Annotated in this window: 18 protein-coding genes and 1 pseudogene; 10 read left to right on the forward strand and 9 right to left on the reverse strand. The window is 64.4% G+C overall.

What is annotated here, in order from left to right; all coding sequences use genetic code 11:
• Positions 1 to 105 precede the first annotated feature (105 nt).
• Entirely contained in the window at positions 106 to 1,407 is a 1,302-nt protein-coding gene (locus BCY88_RS14350; protein ID WP_120344875.1) for an MFS transporter, read from the reverse strand.
• A gap of 408 nt (positions 1,408 to 1,815) precedes the next feature.
• On the opposite strand from BCY88_RS14350, the gene BCY88_RS14355 reads away from it, so the two are divergent.
• Positions 1,816 to 2,535, forward strand: coding sequence for a response regulator transcription factor (locus BCY88_RS14355; protein ID WP_120344876.1), 720 nt, complete (start codon positions 1,816 to 1,818; stop codon positions 2,533 to 2,535).
• 12 nt (positions 2,536 to 2,547) lie between these two features.
• Here BCY88_RS14355 and BCY88_RS14360 read toward each other — a convergent pair whose 3' ends face one another.
• On the reverse strand, positions 2,548 to 3,453 hold the full coding sequence (locus BCY88_RS14360; protein WP_120344877.1) for a dihydrodipicolinate synthase family protein: 906 nt from the start codon (positions 3,451 to 3,453) through the stop codon (positions 2,548 to 2,550).
• 348 nt (positions 3,454 to 3,801) lie between these two features.
• On the opposite strand from BCY88_RS14360, the gene BCY88_RS14365 reads away from it, so the two are divergent.
• From BCY88_RS14365 to BCY88_RS14390, 6 genes and pseudogenes are all read left to right on the forward strand, one after another.
• Positions 3,802 to 4,758, forward strand: a complete 957-nt coding sequence (locus tag BCY88_RS14365; protein ID WP_120345024.1) for a 4-hydroxyproline epimerase — start codon at positions 3,802 to 3,804, stop codon at positions 4,756 to 4,758.
• Positions 4,755 to 5,885, forward strand: a complete 1,131-nt coding sequence (locus tag BCY88_RS14370; RefSeq protein ID WP_120344878.1) for an NAD(P)/FAD-dependent oxidoreductase — start codon at positions 4,755 to 4,757, stop codon at positions 5,883 to 5,885. The genes BCY88_RS14365 and BCY88_RS14370 overlap by 4 nt, the downstream gene beginning before the upstream one ends.
• Positions 5,878 to 6,129: pseudogene (locus tag BCY88_RS14375) on the forward strand ((2Fe-2S)-binding protein); the annotation flags it as partial. The gene BCY88_RS14370 and the pseudogene BCY88_RS14375, both read left to right, overlap by 8 nt.
• An 86-nt stretch (positions 6,130 to 6,215) precedes the next feature.
• Complete coding sequence (locus BCY88_RS14380; protein WP_120344880.1) at positions 6,216 to 7,511, forward strand: FAD-dependent oxidoreductase; 1,296 nt, start codon at positions 6,216 to 6,218, stop codon at positions 7,509 to 7,511.
• 120 nt (positions 7,512 to 7,631) lie between these two features.
• Positions 7,632 to 8,399: an AraC family transcriptional regulator gene (locus BCY88_RS14385; RefSeq protein ID WP_120345025.1), complete on the forward strand. Its 768-nt coding sequence runs from the start codon at positions 7,632 to 7,634 to the stop codon at positions 8,397 to 8,399.
• A gap of 11 nt (positions 8,400 to 8,410) precedes the next feature.
• Entirely contained in the window at positions 8,411 to 8,740 is a 330-nt protein-coding gene (locus BCY88_RS14390) for a hypothetical protein (protein WP_120344881.1), read from the forward strand.
• 29 nt (positions 8,741 to 8,769) lie between these two features.
• Here the strand turns inward: BCY88_RS14390 and BCY88_RS14395 are convergent, their stop codons facing one another.
• The 3 genes from BCY88_RS14395 to BCY88_RS14405 all read right to left on the reverse strand — a co-directional run bounded on the left by BCY88_RS14395 (position 8,770) and on the right by BCY88_RS14405 (position 11,679).
• Positions 8,770 to 9,030 (reverse strand): hypothetical protein, encoded by a 261-nt coding sequence (locus BCY88_RS14395; RefSeq protein WP_120344882.1) that lies wholly within the window; start codon positions 9,028 to 9,030, stop codon positions 8,770 to 8,772.
• Positions 9,031 to 9,186: 156 nt separating this feature from the next.
• Positions 9,187 to 9,519 (reverse strand): hypothetical protein, encoded by a 333-nt coding sequence (locus BCY88_RS14400; protein ID WP_063499824.1) that lies wholly within the window; start codon positions 9,517 to 9,519, stop codon positions 9,187 to 9,189.
• 276 nt (positions 9,520 to 9,795) lie between these two features.
• Positions 9,796 to 11,679, reverse strand: a complete 1,884-nt coding sequence (locus BCY88_RS14405; protein ID WP_120344883.1) for a bifunctional sugar phosphate isomerase/epimerase/4-hydroxyphenylpyruvate dioxygenase family protein — start codon at positions 11,677 to 11,679, stop codon at positions 9,796 to 9,798.
• A 319-nt stretch (positions 11,680 to 11,998) separates the two neighbouring features.
• On the opposite strand from BCY88_RS14405, the gene aroQ reads away from it, so the two are divergent.
• From aroQ to BCY88_RS14420, 3 genes are read left to right on the forward strand one after another with little or no spacing between them, the layout of a single operon-like run.
• Positions 11,999 to 12,454 (forward strand): type II 3-dehydroquinate dehydratase, encoded by a 456-nt coding sequence (aroQ, locus tag BCY88_RS14410; RefSeq protein ID WP_120344884.1) that lies wholly within the window; start codon positions 11,999 to 12,001, stop codon positions 12,452 to 12,454.
• Positions 12,451 to 13,401: a shikimate dehydrogenase gene (locus tag BCY88_RS14415; protein WP_120344885.1), complete on the forward strand. Its 951-nt coding sequence runs from the start codon at positions 12,451 to 12,453 to the stop codon at positions 13,399 to 13,401. Before aroQ ends, BCY88_RS14415 begins: the two co-directional genes overlap by 4 nt.
• Positions 13,402 to 13,447: 46 nt before the next feature.
• Entirely contained in the window at positions 13,448 to 14,833 is a 1,386-nt protein-coding gene (locus tag BCY88_RS14420; RefSeq protein WP_120344886.1) for an MFS transporter, read from the forward strand.
• Positions 14,834 to 14,906: 73 nt separating this feature from the next.
• On the opposite strand, the gene BCY88_RS14425 is transcribed toward BCY88_RS14420, so the two are convergent.
• The 4 genes from BCY88_RS14425 to BCY88_RS14440 form a co-directional block, all read right to left on the reverse strand.
• Positions 14,907 to 15,602 carry a TetR/AcrR family transcriptional regulator gene (locus BCY88_RS14425; protein WP_120344887.1) on the reverse strand — a complete coding sequence of 232 codons (696 nt, stop codon included), beginning with the start codon at positions 15,600 to 15,602 and terminating at the stop codon, positions 14,907 to 14,909.
• Between the two features lie 118 nt (positions 15,603 to 15,720).
• A complete protein-coding gene (locus tag BCY88_RS14430) occupies positions 15,721 to 17,031 on the reverse strand; it encodes an NAD(P)/FAD-dependent oxidoreductase (RefSeq protein ID WP_120344888.1) in 1,311 nt (436 codons plus the stop codon).
• 16 nt (positions 17,032 to 17,047) lie between these two features.
• A complete protein-coding gene (locus BCY88_RS14435; protein WP_120344889.1) occupies positions 17,048 to 17,830 on the reverse strand; it encodes an anti-sigma factor in 783 nt (260 codons plus the stop codon).
• The gene (locus tag BCY88_RS14440; protein ID WP_120344890.1) at positions 17,830 to 18,399 is read right to left on the reverse strand and encodes an RNA polymerase sigma factor; all 570 of its coding nucleotides are present in this window, start codon (positions 18,397 to 18,399) and stop codon (positions 17,830 to 17,832) included. Before BCY88_RS14440 ends, BCY88_RS14435 begins: the two co-directional genes overlap by 1 nt.
• Positions 18,400 to 18,515: the final 116 nt, after the last annotated feature.

Consider the following 18,515-nt stretch of genomic DNA (forward strand, 5'->3'; position numbering starts at 1 on the left):
TGAAGTGTGGATGTCGCCGAAACTGCGAAAGTGCCCGGGAGGCGCGGCGGGGAGCCGATGGAACAACGGCGCACCACGCGGTGCGCCGTTACGCAAAAACGCTGCTTAGCGCGTTTGCGGCGCGTCTTTGATAAACAGCGTCGTCAAAGCCCCGAGAATACAGATTGCGCCGACGTAGAGCGGCGCGGCCATCGGATTCGACTTCATCATCAGCGAAACCGCGATCGGTGTCAGACCGCCGAACACCGCGTAGGCGACGTTATACGAGAACGAGATGCCCGAGAATCGCACGACGGGCGGGAACGCCTTGACCAGCACGAACGGAATCGCGCCAATCACGCCGACAAAAAGACCGGCTACGGCGTACAGCGGCACCAGGGCCGAAGTATCGACGGCGAGTTGCTGGAACATCACGTAGTACGTCACCGCCAGCGCGAGGCCGCCGATGAAAATCGTGCGCCCCGCGCCGATCCGCCCGGCGATCGAGCCTGCCATTACGCAACCGATCGTCAGGCACAAGGTCGCCACGCAGTTCGCCAGCAGCGCGGTGGCCGGCGCGATATGGAACTGCTTTTGCAGCAGCGTCGGCGTCATCAGAATGACCACGACGATCGCGGCCGAGAGCATCCACGTGAGCAGCATCGACACGATCACGGCGCGGCCGTGGTCGCGCAGGACGGCCTTGAGCGGCACTTCCGCGGCGATCGCCTTGCGTTGCTTGAGTTCGGCGAACACCGGCGTCTCATGCAGCCAGCGGCGCAGATAAACCGAGAACATGCCGAACACGCCGCCCACGAGGAACGGAATGCGCCATGCGTAAGCGGCAATTTCCGCCGGCGCGAAGTGGCGGTTTACCGCCGAAGCGATCAGCGAGCCGAGCAGGATGCCTGCCGTTAGGCCGGCCGTCAGCGTGCCGCATGCATAGCCGACGTGCCGCTGCGGCACGTGCTCGGAGACGAACACCCAGGCGCCCGGCACTTCGCCGCCGACCGCCGCGCCTTGCATCACGCGGAACAGCAGCAGCAAGACCGGCGCCAGCACGCCGATGCTGGCGTAGGTGGGCAGCAGGCCCATCATCAGCGTCGGCACCGACATCAACAGGACGCTCAGCGTGAACATGCGCTTGCGGCCGAACAGGTCGCCGAAGTGCGCCATGATGATGCCGCCAAGCGGCCGTGCCAGATAGCCTGCCGCGAAGATGCCGAAGGTCTGCACCTGGCGCAGCCAGTCCGGCATCGCGGCGGGGAAGAACAACTGGCCGATTGCCGGCGCAAAGAATACGAAGATGATGAAGTCGTAAAACTCCAGCGCCCCGCCGAGCGCGGCGAGGCCGAGCGTCTTGTAATCGCTTCGCCCAAGAGGGCGTGGGGTGACAGCCTGCGCTCCACCCAGATTTGTCGCTTGCATTGCTTGTGTCTTGTCTTGAATTGGGAGCCACACGTAGCGCGTGGAAATACGGCGGTCGTCGGGCGAGAAGTGTGACAAGCGCTGGGTAGAGCACGGGACACCGGCGCGCCGGCCCGGGTAGGGCCAGCGTGATGACGACTGGGACCAGGGCGGGGATTTTACAGGACGAAAGCTGTTCGCTTCGGGAAGTACTTAATTAGACTGGAAAAGGTTCCCCAAAACCTGCCTTCTCGGCAGTTTGCTGTGCCAAGAGGGCGGTGTGCCGTGCGAGCTCTCGCTTTCCGCGTAGGAACGCGGCACGCACCTGTCGGAACCGGGCGATTGATGCGCAAATTAGGAATGCTCCTATGGGATGACCTGGGCGTCCCTCTGAGAATCGCGTCCGAGCTATCAGTTGAGAGTCATCCCATGCGCATTGCCATCCTTCAGCGTGACCCCGTCCTGCGTCAATCGATCGAAAAAGTCCTCATGAGCGCCGGCCATACCTGTATGGCTTACGACGACGGTCTGAGCATGTCGAAAGCGCTCGCCCGTTCCACCGTGGATTTGCTGGTGCTTGACTGGCAAGGCGGCCGCCTGTCGGGCGCCGAGGTGCTGCGCTCGGTGCGCGCGGTCGGCGGCGACCGGCTGCCGGTCCTGTTCGCCTCGGCGGAGACATCCGAGGACAGCGCGGTGCGTGCCTTTGTCAGCGGGGCAGACGACTATGTCGTGCTGCCGTTGCGGCCGGGCGAGTTTCGCGAGCGCGTCAAGGCGTTACTGCGGCGCGCCTATCCGGAGCGTTTCAGCGCCGCGAGCTTCGACGTCGGTCCCTACCATTTCGACACGCATCGCCAGCTCGTCATGCTGCGCGGCCAGCCGGTGCCGTTGTCGGGTACGCAATACCGGCTGGCGTCGCTGTTCTTTTCCAATATTGGCCGTGTGCTGTCGCGCGACCATATCTTCGCGATGGTGTGGGGCCGCGAGTTTCGCGAATTCACCCGCACCATCGACAGCCACGTGTCGCGCCTGCGTTTGCTGCTCGAGATCGAGCCGCAGAACGATTTCCGGCTGCAGCCCGTTTACAAGAGCGGCTATCGGCTGCTGCACCTGCGGCAAGACGAAGCGGGGGAGCAGAAGCAGGCGGCCTGAGCCTGCCGCAACTCAAACCTGCGGCAGCACCGGCCGGGTCTCGATCGCCCGGCGGATCAACGCTTCAACGGCCTTGCGTTCATCGCCGGCCAAGGGCAGGCGCGGCGGCCGGACCGGCTCCGTGCCAAGCCCGACGATCGTCTCGGCCAGCTTGATGTTTTGCACCAGCTTCGCCGAGACGTCGAGCGCGAGCAGGGGCGCGAACCAGCGATAGATCGCGCGCGCTTCTTCAAGACGGCCCGCCTTCAGCAACCTGTAAATCACGACCGTCTCGCGCGGAAACGCGCATACCAGACCGGCTACCCAGCCATGCGCGCCCATCAATATGGCTTCCATCGCGAGATTGTCGACTCCGCACAGAATCGCGAAGCGATCACCGACCACATTGATCAGATCGGTTACGCGGCGCACGTCGCCGCATGATTCCTTGATCGCGACGATCTTCTTTTCGTCGGCGATTTCCGCGAACATCTCGGGCGTCATGTCGACGCCATAGGCCAGCGGATTGTTGTAGATCATCAGGGGCAGCGCACTCGCGTCGGCGACGCTGCGAAAGTGATGCAGCGTTTCACGCCGGTCCGACAGATAACGCAGCCCGGGCAGCACCATGAAACCCGCCGCGCCATGTCCGCTACCGGCTTCGGCCTGGCGGCAGGCGTCGAGCGTGCTGTTCTCGGCGATCGTCAGCAATACCGGGACGCGTCCGCGTGAGGCTTCGACCGCGACGTCGAGCACTTCCAGCTTCTCGTCCAGCGAAAGGGTCGACGCTTCGCCGAGCGATCCACACACGATGATGCCGTCAACTCCAGCGTCGATCTGCGCGTCGATATTCTTCGCGGTCCATTGGCGATCTATGCTGAAATCCGCGTGAAATTTGGTGGTTACCGCAGGCCATACGCCTTCCCAGATATGCGCCACGATTGCTCTCCCGAGTGAGTTGAATTGAAGCGCAGTGTAAGCAGGGAAAATGCCGCCGTCTTGCGTGATTCATGCGTGGCTGATGACGATTTCAGCATAGTGCTCGCGCGTGTGGGCCCAGCAAGATGAACCAGTTCAGCTATTTCAGGACAGTGCGCGAAATGCGTCGAGATCTTATGGGCGGGGCCTTGCGTGCGTTCTCGAATCCGTTCGGAAGGTGCTGTTCAGATACGGGATGTGTCCAGTTTTCAAAGAGTGGGCGGTGCGGGTGCGAGCGCAGTGATTATGCTGAAATCGTCACAATCCGCGATTAAGCACACCAAGACTGCGACGCCCGGCATTCCTACCATGTGCATCATGAAAACCCTCGATATCATCGACTCGCACACCGGCGGTGAACCGACCCGCCTGGTGGTGTCGGGTGGCCCGGCGCTTGGCGGCGGCACGCTGGCGCAGCGTCTGGACGTGTTTCGCACGCATTTCGACGACTGGCGCGCGGGCGTCGTCACGGAACCGCGCGGCTCGGACGTGGTGGTCGGTGCGCTGCTCTGCGAGCCGGACGACCCGGCATGCGCGGCCGGCGTGATCTTTTTCAACAACGTGGGCTATCTCGGCATGTGCGGACACGGCACGATCGGCCTCGTGGTCTCGCTCGCGCACATGGGGCGGATCGGGCCGGGGCGTCATCGGATCGAGACGCCGGTCGGCCTCGTCGAGGCGACGCTCAACGAGGACGGCAGCGTGGCCGTGCGCAACGTGCCGGCTTATCGCTACCGGCAAGGCGTTCAGGTGGACGTGCCGGGCTACGGCAAATTGACCGGCGACATCGGCTGGGGCGGCAATTGGTTCTTTCTCGTCGCCGACCACCGGCACGCGCTGGAGGCGGCCCGGATCGCCGAGCTGAGCGCATTCAGCGCGGCAATCCGCGATGCGCTGATCGCGCAGCGTATTACCGGTGCAGACGGCGCCCTGATCGATCACGTCGAACTTTTTGGACCCGGTTCGCGCGACGGCATCGACAGCCGCAGTTTCGTTCTCTGTCCCGGCAACGCATACGATCGCTCACCGTGCGGTACCGGCACGAGCGCGAAAATCGCCTGCCTGGCGGCGGACGGCAAGCTCGCTGAAGGCGCGGTGTGGCGGCAGGAGAGCATTATCGGCAGCGTATTCGAGGCGAGCTATCGTCACGCGGGCGATGGCGTCTCGGTGATTCCGACCATCACCGGCCACGCGCACATCATGGCCGAAGGGCGTTTGTGTTTCGACGAGCGTGATCCGTTCGCCTGGGGCATCCGCACGGCATGACGGCGGACGCGTTGATTGTCGGGGCCGGCATTGTCGGCGCGGCTTGCGCGGCTGAGCTGGCCGCGCTCGGCATGCAGGTCGAGGTACTCGACGCACAGGGCATCGGCGGCGGCGCGACGGCGGCGGGCATGGGCCATATCGTCGTGATGAACGACTCGCCCGCGGAATTCGCGTTGAGCCGCTATTCGCGCGACTTGTGGCTGGCGCTCGCGCCACAATTGCGCGCGCGCGACGGGTTCGCGCGCTGCGGCACGCTATGGGTCGCAGCCGACGACGAGGAGTGGCAAGCCGCCCGCACCATGCACGCCGCGTTCGAAGCACAGGGCGTGTCGGCACAGATGCTCGACGCTTCCGAGTTGCGAGCGTGCGAGCCGGCGCTGGCGCAGTCGATGGCCGGCGGCCTGCGGATCGAACACGACAGCATTGTGTATGCGCCCACCGTCGCCGAATGGCTGCTGACGCAATCCTCAGGAGTCGAGAATATCCAGGTGCGGCTCGGCGCGCGGGTTGCCGCCATCAGTAACAGCGGCGTGACGCTGGCCGACGGCGAGCGCATCGGCGCCGCCCATGTGATCGTGGCCAATGGCCTGGGCGCGCAGCAATTGCTGCGCTCGCTGCCGTTGCAGCCCAAGAAAGGTCACCTGCTGATCACCGACCGTTATCCCGAACTCATTCGTCATCAACTGCTCGAACTCGGCTACATCAAGAGCGCGCATCATGCAGCCGGCACCTCGGTGGCATTCAATGCGCAGCCGCGGCCTACCGGCCAGTTGCTGATCGGCTCGTCGCGCCAGTTCGATACAAGCGATCCCGCCGTCGACCTGCCGGTGCTCGCCCAGATGCTACAGCGCGCCGCGCACTACCTGCCGGTTCTGCCGACGCTCAATGGCATCCGCGCGTGGACCGGCTTTCGAGCGGCGTCGCCTGACGGATTGCCCTTGATCGGCCCGGCCGGCGACTTTGCACCCGGCGTGTGGCTCGCGGTAGGACACGAAGGTCTAGGCGTGACGACCTCGCTCGCGAGCGCAAAGTTGCTGGCCGCGCAAATCGTGGGGAACGTCGCGCCGATTCCCGTCGAACCCTACTTGCCGGGCCGTTTTGCGCAAGAGATGGCGACCCATGACTAACGCCAATGCAATTCACCTCCACCTGACGATCGACGGTAGGCGCGTCGCGGTCGAAGCGGGTACGACTGTGGCCGCGGCGCTTGTGATTGCGGGCGCGAGCGGCACGCGGACATCGGTTGGCGGCGAGGCGCGCGCGGCACTGTGCGGCATGGGTGTGTGCGAGGAGTGCCGCGTCACGATCGACGGCCGGGCGCACGCGGTGGCGTGCCAGACGCTTTGCCGTGACGGGCAAGTGGTTTGCACGACGGTCGAGACAAACGGCGAGGGCAACACGATCACAACTATCCACGCCACTGCCGCCGAGGGCACGGACACCGTCACAGGCTCACGATGAAGCAACACTTCGATGTCGTCGTGGTCGGCGCCGGGCCGGCCGGCTTGAACGCCGCGCAAGCCGCGGCACGCGCGGGCGCCACAGTTGCGTTGCTCGACGACAATCCGCGCGCCGGTGGTCAAATCTGGCGGCAGGGTCCTGGCCATCTGCCGCAAGCGCCGCTGCAAGACCTGCTCGCCAGCTTGAAGATGCAGACCAACGTCACCCTTTTGCCGTCGACTCGCGTGATCGCGCCTCTGGGCTCGCGCGGTTTGCTGCTCGAGTCCGCTGAGCATGGCGGCGTGTCCATCAGCTACGACCGGCTGATTCTCGCGACCGGCGCGCGTGAGCGGCTCCTGCCATTCGCGGGCTGGACGCTGCCGGGTGTGACCGGTGCGGGCGCGCTGCAGGCACTCATCAAGGGCGGCATGCCGGTGCGCGGCGAACGGATCGTGATTGCCGGCAGCGGGCCGCTGCTGATCGCCGCGCTCGCCACCGCGCGTGCTGCCGGGGCGCAGGTGGTGGCGGTGGTGGAGCAGGCGCCGGCGTTCGCGGTCGCCCGCTTCGGAGTCTCTTTGTTGGGCGAGCCGGCGAAGTTGCGGCAAGCCCTGACCATGACGCGTGGCTTCGCTGGCGTGCGCTACTGGACCGGCAGCGTCGTCAGGCAAGCGCTGGGTGACGGTCGGGTCGAGCGCGTGACGATTCAGCGCGGCTCGCGCCAACTCACACTGGATTGCGACCGCATCGCGTGCGGCTATGGACTCGTGCCGAATATCACGCTCGCGCAGGCGCTCGGCTGTGAGATCAACGAAGCGGGTGAGATCGTCGTCGACAGCGAGCAGCGGACGTCAGCGGATGGCGTGCTGGCGGCGGGTGAATGCACGGGCGTTGGCGGCGCGGAACTGGCGGGTGTGGAAGGCGAGATCGCCGGGCTTTCCGCGAGCGGCGCCCTGTCGGGGCAGCCCCCGGCAAACCGCGCCGCGCTGCATGCGCAACGAGCCCGATGGCGGCGTTTCGCCAGCCGTATCGAAGCGGCCTTTGCCTTGCAGAGCGCCGCACGCACCCCACCCGACGACGCCACGCTGCTTTGCCGTTGCGAAGACGTCAGCCTCGGCGCCGTGCGCGCCTATCCGGATTGGCGCGAGGCGAAGCTGCATACGCGCTGCGGAATGGGCGCATGCCAGGGACGAATCTGCGGCGCCGCGGCGGGGCTGTATTTCGGCTGGCAAGCCGCGGCGCCGCGCCCGCCGTTCAGTCCGGCGCAAATCGGCACCTTGATGGCGGCGAGCGTTGAGTCGCCGCCGGCCGAGTAAGCCCCGGCGTCCATGCGGCTCCTGGAGATTGTCCCGGCCGCGTGGTCCTATAATCGAGCGCAAGCGCGCGCCGGCAACGCACGGCCCACGCAAAACCGCACCGACCACGGAATCCGCATGATGAACACGCTGGCTCATCCGCTCGAACCGGACGACGCAACGCTGTCCGGCATGCTGTCGCATTTCACGTTGCTCGAACCCGTGTTCGACGCGATGCCGGACGTCGTGTTTTTCGTCAAGGACGCGCACGCGCGCTATGCGCTCGTCAATCGCACGCTGGCTTCGCGCTGTGGCTTCAAGGAAAAGGCCGCGCTGCTCGGCAAGACCGCCGAGGACGTCTTTCCGCGCCGCTTTGGCCGCATCTACACCGCGCAGGACAAAGCGATCATCAATGTCGGCAGCCAGATGATCGATCAGCTGGAATTGCACCTGTACCCCGGCCGCCAGCCGGGTTGGTGCCTGACCTGCAAGCAGCCGCTGCGCGATCCGGCGGGCAGGGTGGTCGGCCTGGCCGGCATCTCCCGTGATCTGAAAGCCGACGAAAGCAGTCACCCCGCTTACAGCCGGCTGGCCGCGGTGGTGCAGTCCATCCAGGAGAATTACGTACAGCCCTTGAATCTGAAGCAGCTCGCTGCCATGGCGGATATGTCGGTGGCGCAACTGGAGCGCTACTTCCACAAGGTGTTTCATCTGACACCGCGCCAGGTGTTGCTGAAAACCCGGCTGGACGCCGCCACCGCGCTGCTGGTTTCGCACGACAAGGTCACCGACGTCGCCGCGCTCTGCGGCTACACCGACCACAGCGCCTTTACGCGCCAATTCAAGGCGACCGTGGGCATCACGCCGACCGAATACCGGATGCTGCTGCACGGAACCTCGCGAAGCTGAACGCCGGCCCCATGGTTCGTCGCAAGCATCATTACTATGTCTACGTCATCGCGCTGGACGATACCGTCTGGAACGAGGCGCGCTTTCGGCGTGCGAATCCGGACTACCGGTTCGACAAGCCTTGCGTGTACGTGGGAATGACGGGACTGGACCCGGATCTGAGATTCGACCGGCACAAAGCCGGTATTCAGGCAAATCGCTATGTGCGCGATTACGGTCTGCGCCTCTTGCCGGAACTGTATGAAGTATTCAATCCGATGCCTTACCGCGGCGCACAGGATATGGAAGTAGAGTTGGCGATTGGACTGCGTGAGGCGGGGTACGGCGTATGGCAGGCCTGAGTGATCGTTTACCTTGAGCTTGCCTTGCCTTATTTCACGCCAAGTCCGCGCAGCACTGCGTTGCCTTCAGGCGTCAGACGGATTTGCGAAGCACCTGCGTCGCCGGCAACCGTTTCGATCAGGCCGGCTTCGTGAAGCTGCGGAATCTCGGGTTTCGCGGATGCGTCGATCGGCGCGTGCAGCAAGAGCAGGAGCGTTGCCAGTTCGTGATGGCTCAGCAGGCGGCGCAGAATAGTAGGCCGCTTTGCTGGTGCCGTTGTCTCGTTCGTGTTGTGATCGGGCTGATTCATGGGGCGCACCTTGTGCGGGATAGTGTCGGGTGGATCATGCGGATGAAGTCTTAAACGATTCTTAAGACACCATTGTGATGTAACACCGTGACACTATCATTGCGTCGGAACAAGTTACCGATCGTTACACTTGCCCGATTCTTACCCTGGCTTACCTTACGGCGCGCAGGTTTTACTCGCCGATTCAATCCACAGATTGTTCACGTGGCGCTTGCCCGCATAGAAGCGATAAGTCGTCGCGCCGTTGTCGCTGCGCACCTTGACGATATTGGAATCGCCGAAGTCGAGCATCTGGCCCTGCGGAATGCCGGTCGATTTGAACGCGGCGTTGTGACTGGTTGCCACTTGCGTCAGGCAGGCGACTACGTCATTGACCGAGCGCTGGGTGGTGGTGTCCGTGACGGGCTCGCCGGCATCCGGATTCTTCTGGAAGTACGCGCAAGCGCTGAGAAGCAGGGGAACTGACAGGACTACGGCAAACTTCTTCATATCTCTCCTGGCGTTTCATTCGGCGCGACGGTGCGCCCGCATCGGGCAAAGTGCGTGCGGCACCGGACCGCGGATCAGCCGCCATTATATCGGCGCGGCGCACCTGTTCGAGCGAGGCACGCATGGGCTGTGCCCGATCTGCCTGAATCCGCGGGCGGACGGCCACAATGCAAACTGCGTGCGAAGCCCGAAGCCCGAAGCCCGAAGCCCGAAGCCCGAAGCTCGAAGCCCGAAGCCCGAAGCCCGAAGCCGCCCAGCCTTGCCAGGCAGGAAAGCCTACTTACGGCGCTGGGCCTGCGCCGCGAGCCGCACGGCCGCGTTGAGGGCGCCATATCCGTCGTAGCCGCCGCGCCGTTCGACAATTTCGAGGAAAAACCGCTGATCGAGTTGTTCGGTGTAGGCGTGGAAGAACTCGCCCCCGCGCTCGTCGCGGTCGTACAGGATGTTGTGAGCGCGCAGCGCCTCGAGCGTGTCGTCCGGCAGCGCATAGCGGGCGGCGAGGTCGTCGTAGTAGTTGCGCGGGATGCGCAGCACCGGCAGGCCGTCGGCGACGAACCCGGGAATCGCGCTGAAAATGTCGCTGGTGCTGAACGCGACGTGGTTCAGGCCCGAGCCGTGGTAGGTGTGCAATGCCTCGGCCACCGCCGTGTGGTGGTCCACCGACGCGTTCAGGACGATGCGCACCGAACCGTCACCGCTGCGCAGCGCGCGGCTGCGCACCAGCCCGTACGGATCGGGCACCAGCACGCCCGGCTCAGCCTGAAAACCGAGCGCGGTCCGCAGAAACAGAACCCACGTATCCAGCGCAGGCGCCGGCACGGACAGACAGACATGGTCGATCCGCGTGAGCGGCCCCACTTCGGTCGGGCCGTTGATGTCGGTGAGGATGAAGTCCGCTTCGAACAGGGTGGGCTGGTCCGGCGTTTCGTCGACGAAATAGTTCAGGCTGCCGTCGGGCGCCTGCACGGCGGGCAGCACGCGTTCGTTCGGACCGATCTGGCCCGAGAACGGGGCGTAGCCGAAGCCGGCGGCGCGCTCGAACGCCTGATTGGCGTCGTCCACGCGAAACGCCGACGCGCACAGCGACAAACCATGCCGCTGGAAGAAAGCGTTGGCGAACGAATCCGGTTCGGCGTTCAGCACGATCGACGCCGCGCCGTGCTGAAACAGCGTCACATCCTTCGAGCGATGCCGGCCGGCCTCGCGAAAGCGCAGCGTGCCGAGCCAGTCGACGAGGTGCGCGCGCGTGGTGGGGTCGACCGCGAACTCGAGAAACTGATAGCCGACATGCGCGGGCGCGGCAGGCGATTGATAGAGCTCGCCGACCGGCTGCCGGGTTGACTCAAGCAGCGCGCGCGTCTGTTCCTCGAGAAACAGCAGGGAGCGATGACCGTCCGCCGCGGTGATGGCGGTCGGCGCGGCGCGAAAACCGTCGTTGAAGATTTCAAGCGAAAGCGGCCCGTTATAGCCGGTTTTTACGACCTGCGCGGTGAAACCCGCCAGATCGAAATCGCCCTGACCCGGGAAGCAACGGTAGTGACGGCTCCATTCGAGCACGTCCATGGCGAGCTTCGGCGCGTCCGCGATCTGGACGAAGGCGATGCGCTCGCCAGGGATCCCGGCGATCGCGTCCACCGTATCGTTGAGCGAGAGCGTGTGGAAGCTGTCCAGCACCAACCCGAGATTCGGATGATTCACCGCGTTGACGAGCTTCCAGGCGTGGCGGTAAGTCTTCACATGCTTGCCCCACGCGAGCGCTTCATAACCGGCGATCACACCGGCCGCTTCGGCCGCGCGGGCGAGAGCGCCGAGCTGGTCGGTCATCAGAGAATCGTCGCCGATGGTGTCGGGCGAGACGTTGCTGCACACCAGAATCCGGTCCGTACCCAGTTCATGCATCACGTCGAACTTGCGCTTCGCCCGATCCAGATTGCGCGCGAGGCGCTCCGGGCTCACCCCGTCGAAATCCCGGAACGGCTGGAACAGCATGATCTTCAGCCCCAGATCCTCGGCGATACGGCGCACGTCGGCGGGCGAGCCGTCGAAATACAGCAGGTCGTTCTCGAAGATTTCGACGCCTTCGAAGCCCGCCGCCCGGATGGCGGTCAGCTTTTCGACGAGGGTCCCGCTGATCGACACGGTGGCAATCGAACGTTGCATGAACGGCTCCTGCAAAAACAATGAAACGGCTGTTGGTACGGCACCTGGCGGCCACTGCGGCGCGTTCGCGTGCGCTGTAGGCCGTCATGCTGCAATGCGATAAATGGTCTAGCTGGTTACCGGTAATCGGATACCCGGTGGGACCAAACGCCCACAATAACGCAATTTTTCGACAGTTTATACAAACTAACTAGATGGTACAAATTCGTATAAACCCCGAATGACGGCTGCGGCCAATGCGCGCACACTGCGCTCACGTTGTAGAGCCGCGGCGCGTGCCGTGGCCCGCTTTATGCCTTACTTTGCAGGAGTATTCGTCATGAGTTTTGCATCAGTGCTGGTCCTCAACGGACCGAATCTCAACCTGCTCGGCACGCGTGAGCCGGCCATCTACGGCTCGGAAACGCTCGACGACGTCGCGAAGCTTTGCCGTGATGCGGGCGAGCGGCTGGATCTGTCGATCGACTTCTGCCAATCGAATGCCGAACATCAGCTCATCGACTGGCTGCATGCGGCGCGCACCAAAGTCGACGGCATCGTGATCAATCCCGCCGCTTATACGCATACCTCGGTGGCGATTGCCGACGCGCTCAGCGCGATCGAAAAGCCCGTCATCGAAGTGCATATTTCAAATGTGCATCGCCGCGAAACATTCCGGCACCACTCGTACGTGTCGGCGGTGGCCGAGGCGATCATCGTTGGCTGCGGCACGCAGGGCTATGTGCTCGCGCTGGAGCGGATGGCGGTCATCCTGAAGAACCGGGTGGCTAAATGAGCACTCAGGCAAACCCGCAAACGAACCCACAGGCGGGCCCGCAAGCGAACCCACAAGCGAACGCTCAGGCGAGCGAAAAATCGTTTCTCGTCGGTCTGATCGGATCGGGCATTGGCGGATCGCTCAGCCCCGCGATGCATGAGGAAGAGGGCAGCAAGCTCGGTCTGCACTATGTGTACCGGCGCATCGATCTGGAAGCCTTGAAGCTGGACATCACGGCGCTCTCCGATTTGCTCGTTGCCGCTGAACGCATGGGCTACAACGGGTTGAACATCACATACCCGTGCAAGCAGGCTGTGATTCCCTTGCTTGACGAACTATCCGACGACGCGCGTGCGCTCGGTGCGGTCAACACGGTTCTGTTCAGGGACGGCAAACGTATCGGCCACAACACCGATTGGTCCGGTTTCGCCCGCGCGTTTCAACGCGGTTTGCCGGACGCGTCGCTCGCACGCGTCGTGCAACTGGGGGCGGGCGGCGCGGGCGCGGCAGTCGCGCATGCCGCGCTGACGATGGGCGCGCAAACGCTCACGTTATTCGACGTGGACGCCGCGCGCGCCGCGTCGCTCGCCGGGGAATTGCAGAAGCGTTTTCCTGCTTCTACCGTCAGCGCCGGTAACTCGCTCACATCGCTCCATAAAGCGCTCATGAACGCTAGCGGCCTGATTCACGCCACGCCCACCGGCATGGCGAAATTGCCGGGCTTGCCGTTGCCAGTCGAATTGTTGCACCGCGATTTGTGGGTGGCGGACATCGTCTATTTCCCGATCCGCACCGAGCTGTTGCAGGCGGCGGAGGCGCTCGGCTGCCGCACGCTGAGCGGCGGCGGCATGGCGGTGTATCAGGCGGTCGACGCGATGCGTATTTTCACGGGCCTGGAACCCGACGCCGAGCGCGTGTACACCCATTTCCAGTCCTTGCTGCACCACGAGGCGAGTAGCACATAAGCCAAACATATTCGGTACCTAACCACACCGAGGAGACAGACACACCATGCCGCAACCACTTCCATCCACTCCCGCCGACGCGACACGCCAGACGCATGCCGCTGTGGGCAGCGTGCGCCGCTCGAAAGCCCGCTACCAGATTCTCTCGCTGCTGGCGATCGGCACGATGATCAATTATCTGGATCGCACGGTGCTCGGCATCGCGGCGCCGCAGTTGACCAAGGAGCTCGGTATCAACGCCGCGGTCATGGGCTTGCTGTTCTCCGTGTTCTCGTGGAGCTATGTGGCCTCGCAGATTCCGGGGGGCCTCTTTCTGGACCGCTTCGGCAGCAAGCTCACGTATTTTCTGTCGATGACGTTCTGGTCGCTGTGCACGCTGGCGCAAGGGCTCGTGCATGGCATCGGCGCGTTGTTCGCGCTCCGGCTCGGCCTGGGCGTCTCAGAAGCGCCGTGCTTTCCGACCAATAGCCGGGTGGTCGCGACATGGTTTCCGCAAAGCGAACGCGCGATGGCGACCGGCACTTACACGGTCGGCGAATATATCGGCCTGGCGTTTTTCAGCCCGTTCCTGTTCATGCTGATGGGCGCGTTCGGCTGGCGTTCGCTGTTTTACGTGGTGGGCGCCGTGGGCATCGTGTTCGGCTTGATCTGGTGGAAGTTTTATCGCGAGCCGCACGAGCATCCGTGGATCAATCAGGCGGAGCTCGACTATATCGAAGCAGGCGGCGGTCTGACCCACGCAAAGAAGGACGCCGGTTCTTCCGGCGCACCAGCAGCAACGTCGGCAGCTGCCGCCGGCAAAAGCGGCTTCGAATGGCGCACCATCGGGCGTCTGCTCAAGCATCGTCAATTGGCCGGCATTTGCCTCGGTCAGTTCGCCGGTAACTCGACGCTGGTGTTCTTCCTCACCTGGTTCCCCACGTATCTGGCTACCGAGCGCCACATGGGATGGCTGAAGATCGGCTTCTTCGCCATCATGCCGTTCATTGCCGCATCGATCGGCGTGATGTTCGGCGGCATTTTCTCCGACTGGCTGCTGCGGCGCGGCAAGTCGGCAAACGTGGCGCGCAAGCTGCCGATCATTGCTGGCCTGCTGCTTGCGTCGACGATCATTCTCGCCAACTATGTCGAAAGCAATGTGGTGGTGATCGCGATTCTGTCGGTGGCGTTTTTCGCGCAGGGGATGGCGGCGCTGGGCTGGACCCTGGTATCGGACATTGCGCCGGAAGGCCTGCTCGGCGTGACGGGCGGTATCTTCAACTTTGCCGCCAATCTGGCCGGCATCATCACGCCGCTGGTGGTGGGCTTCATCGTCGCGGCAACCGGCTCGTTTGTCGGCGCGCTGGTGTTCATCGGCGCGGTTGCCTTGATCGGCGCGCTGTCGTACATCTTTGTCGTCGGCGATATCAAGCGGATCGTGCTGGTGGATTGAACCGCGTGCCTGATGGAATAGAAAAGGGGGAGGTGGCCGTGCCACCTCCCCCTTCTTTCGTTTCAGGCGTGCTTCAGTCTTCCTTGCGCACAAAACGCAGCACGGCGTCGACGATCATGGCGCGATGACGCGCACGCAGGCGCGGATGCGACGGATCGCGGCCAAACGCCGTGCCGAAGGTGTGGCGATTGCCGACGCGGTGAAAGCACAGCGAGCTGATCATCAGATGCAGGTCGATCGCGTCGACGTCGCTGCGGAACAGTCCCGCGGCGATGCCGCGCGAGAGCAGATCTTCGATCGTATGGATGACGGTGACGTTGCGGCCTTTGAAGCTCTTCACCTGCTCGACGTACTTCGCGCCGTGAATGTTCTCGATCGTCACGAGACGGACGAAGTCGCGCTGGCGGTCGTGATAGTCGAACGTAAACTCGACCAGCGCGCGCATGCCCTCGATCGGATCGAGTTCGCTGACGTGCAGATCCTGTTCGAGCGCGCGAATGTCGCCGTACACCTTTTCCAGCACCGCCTGGTACAACCCTTCCTTGCTGCCGAAGTAGTAGTACAGCATGCGCTTGGTGGTGTTCGTGCGCTCCGCGATCGCGTCGACGCGCGCACCGGTCAGTCCCATCGCGGAGAACTCCTGGGTCGCGACGTCGAGGATGTTGCGCTTCGTCTGTTCGGGATCGTACTTGCGTCGGGCGTCGGCGCGCGGGGCGCTGGACGCGATGCCGTTGGTATCAGGCTCGGCGGCCTTGCTTCCCTTTTTCATTGTGTATTCGAGCGGCAGTGACGGCGCATTCTAGCATGGCGAAATCCGCCTCTGGAGCGGGTCCCGGGGGTAAGCGGCGGCGTACCGCGTTGCGTGTCGAGTTGGGTATGGCGCGGCGTCACGGCGTCGAGCGTGGCGGACGCGTCGAGGGGCGCGGGGAGGCGAGCGCGTCGCGTGCCTGCATGGCGGTGTAAGTGAGTTGGGCGGCCGCGAGACCGAGCGCGCCGTAAGCGTGCGTCAGGCCGAAGGCGGCGAACGCGTCGGGCACCGGCCGCTCGCCGGAAATGGCCGCCGCCAGCAATTCGCCGGAGACGGTGGTCGGCGCCATGCCGTGCCCGCCGAAGCCGACGGCGTACCAGACGCCGTCCGCACTGCGGCCGATCTGCGGCATCTTGTGGCGCGCGTAGCTCATCAGGCCGCCCCAGGCATACTCGATACGCACGTCGTGCAATTGCGGATAGACCTTGAGCAGATCGTGGCGCAGCAGCCGCGCGATGCTTTCGGGGTCGCGCTCGCGCACCGAGATGCGGCCACCCCACAGGATGCGGGTGTCGGGCAGCGGGCGGTAGTAGTCGAAGGCAAAGCGTGTGTCGTAGACGGCGGCGCGCGTGTCGATCGCGTCTTTCAGGCGTGCGCCGAGCGGTTCGGTGGCGATCACGTAGGTGGCGATCGGCAGCACCGCGCGCTCGACCCGCGCATAGACGTTGCGCGCATAGCCGCCGCCGGCCATGACCACGTGGCGGGCTTCAAGCACGCCGTGCGGTGTATGCACGAGGAAGCCGGCGCCGTCGCGTTCCAGACGCACGACCGGTGACTTCTCGTGAATCCGCACGCCCGCATTGGCCGCGGCGTCAGCCACCCCGAGCACATATTTCAGCGGATGAAAGTGGAATGCGTTGCGCTCGAACAGGCCGCCGTGATAGCGGCTCGTCTTCAGTTGTGAGGCGAGCGCCGCGGCCGCCACGGGCTCCCACTCGACGCCGAACGAATCCCGCATCAGGCGACGCTGCGTGTCGAGCCTGGCCGGTTCATCGAACCAGTTGGCGAGGATCACGCCGGCATCGGTCACGTCGCAATCGATGTGGTAGCGCTGGATACGCTTTCTCATCAGATCGACGGCGTCGGTGGTCAGCGTATAGAGTTCGCGCGCGCGGGCCGGCCCGAGGGTTTTCAGCAGATCCGCGCAATCGAGGCTGTAGCCGCCGAACACAAAGCCGCCGTTGCGGCCCGAGGCGCCGAAACCGACCTGCTCGGCTTCGAGCACGGCAACGTCGGCGACGCCCCGCTCGGCAAGCCCCAGCGCCGTGGACAAACCCGCGAGGCCGCCGCCCATGATGCAGACGTCGACGCTGCGCCGCCCGGTTAGCGGCGCGTAAGCTGAGGCGCGCCCGGCAGAGCGGGCGACGCTGGCTTCATAAAAGCTTTGCATAGGATCAAAGGCTAACTCAGGACACTGGCAGCAGCTTGCCGCTGAATACCACCGGACCGGTAGGCGCATTGTGATCGGGCGAGCCGCCCGGCGCTTCGATCGAGACCGCCAGCGCCGCGTAGCGCTCCGGTTTCTGCTGACCGGCCGTGACCTTGCCGTTGGCGCTGTCCGGCAACATGCCGAGCGACACCGGGTGGCCATTGGCCGGAATCCCCCACAACTCCATCGCCCGGCCGGCCGGCAAGTCGACCTTGCCGAGCGGATGCAGCGTCATGGTGGCATGGGCTTCGTCCCACGCGACCAGCATGACCGGATGCGTGTCTTTGTCGTTGAGCACCGCGACGTGCGAAACGGCCGTTTCCGGCTGCTGCGCGACGATCGGGGCAGTGGACGTGGTCGCACCGGACGGCAGCAGCGAGCGTATCGCGACCACGGCGGCGATCGCGGCGAACCCTGTCACGCCGATCGCCCAGCCGCGCCAGAACGCGAGGTTCTCGAAGATGCTGCCGGACGGGCGCGCGGGTTTTTCGGCCACGGTACGCGGGCGTGCCGCCTCCCGTGCCGAACTCAGATCGAGACGCCGTTCGATGGCTTGCCACACGGCGGCCGACGGCATGCGCGGCTCCGCGAGTTCGGCCAACGGCGAGATTCGCCGCAGCCATTCGTCGATCGCCTGACGGATCACCGCGTCGTGGTCGGCGTAGTACTGGAAGCGGCGCCGGGCGCCGCCGCGCAGCGTGCCGAGCACATATTCGGCGGCCAGCATGTCGACCTGCTGAGGATAGCGATGGAGATTCATCACTGACCTCCCAGGCAGGTTTTCAGCTTGGCAAGGCCACGCCGGATCCAGGATTTGACGGTGCCGAGCGGCACCGTCAGCACCTCGGCAATCTCGCTATGGCTCTGATCGCGCAGGTAGGCCAGCGCAACTGCCTGACGCTGCGCCGGTTCCAGCTGCTGCATGCAGCCGGCCAGCAGGCGTGCCTGCAGGCTGACCGCGCTCAGCGCTTCGGGATCCGGATCGCCGCTTGCCACAAGATCGTCCAACGCATCGCTCCATTCGGTTTCCTGCGTGTTGACCCGTCGCAGGTGATCGAGAGCACGGTTCCTGACGATCGCCGACATCCACGTCATCGGGGCGGACAGTGCCCGGCGGTAGTCGCCGGCAAAGCGCCAGATATTGACGAAGCTGTCCTGCAAGACCTCTTCGGCCCACTCGTGCTTGCTCAATATACGGAGCGCGAGGCCAAACAGTTTCGGGGCAGCGAGATCATATAGCTCGCGCAGCGCGGCGCCGTCCTGTCTGGCAATGCGCTCGAGCAACTCGGCGAGGGTTTCCGGCGTCAGTTCTCGAGGATTGGCGGTCATGGAAATTGGAGTGGTGGGCTTGCGGGCCTATGTTACTCAATTTCCTCCTGGTCTTATATGTGGTTTTCCCCCCGTGGACTGCATCCACCGGGCTGACGGCAGCGTATACGACTGCG

The organism is Paraburkholderia fungorum (genome assembly GCF_003610895.1).
Classification (GTDB): Bacteria; Pseudomonadota; Gammaproteobacteria; order Burkholderiales; family Burkholderiaceae; genus Paraburkholderia; species Paraburkholderia fungorum_B.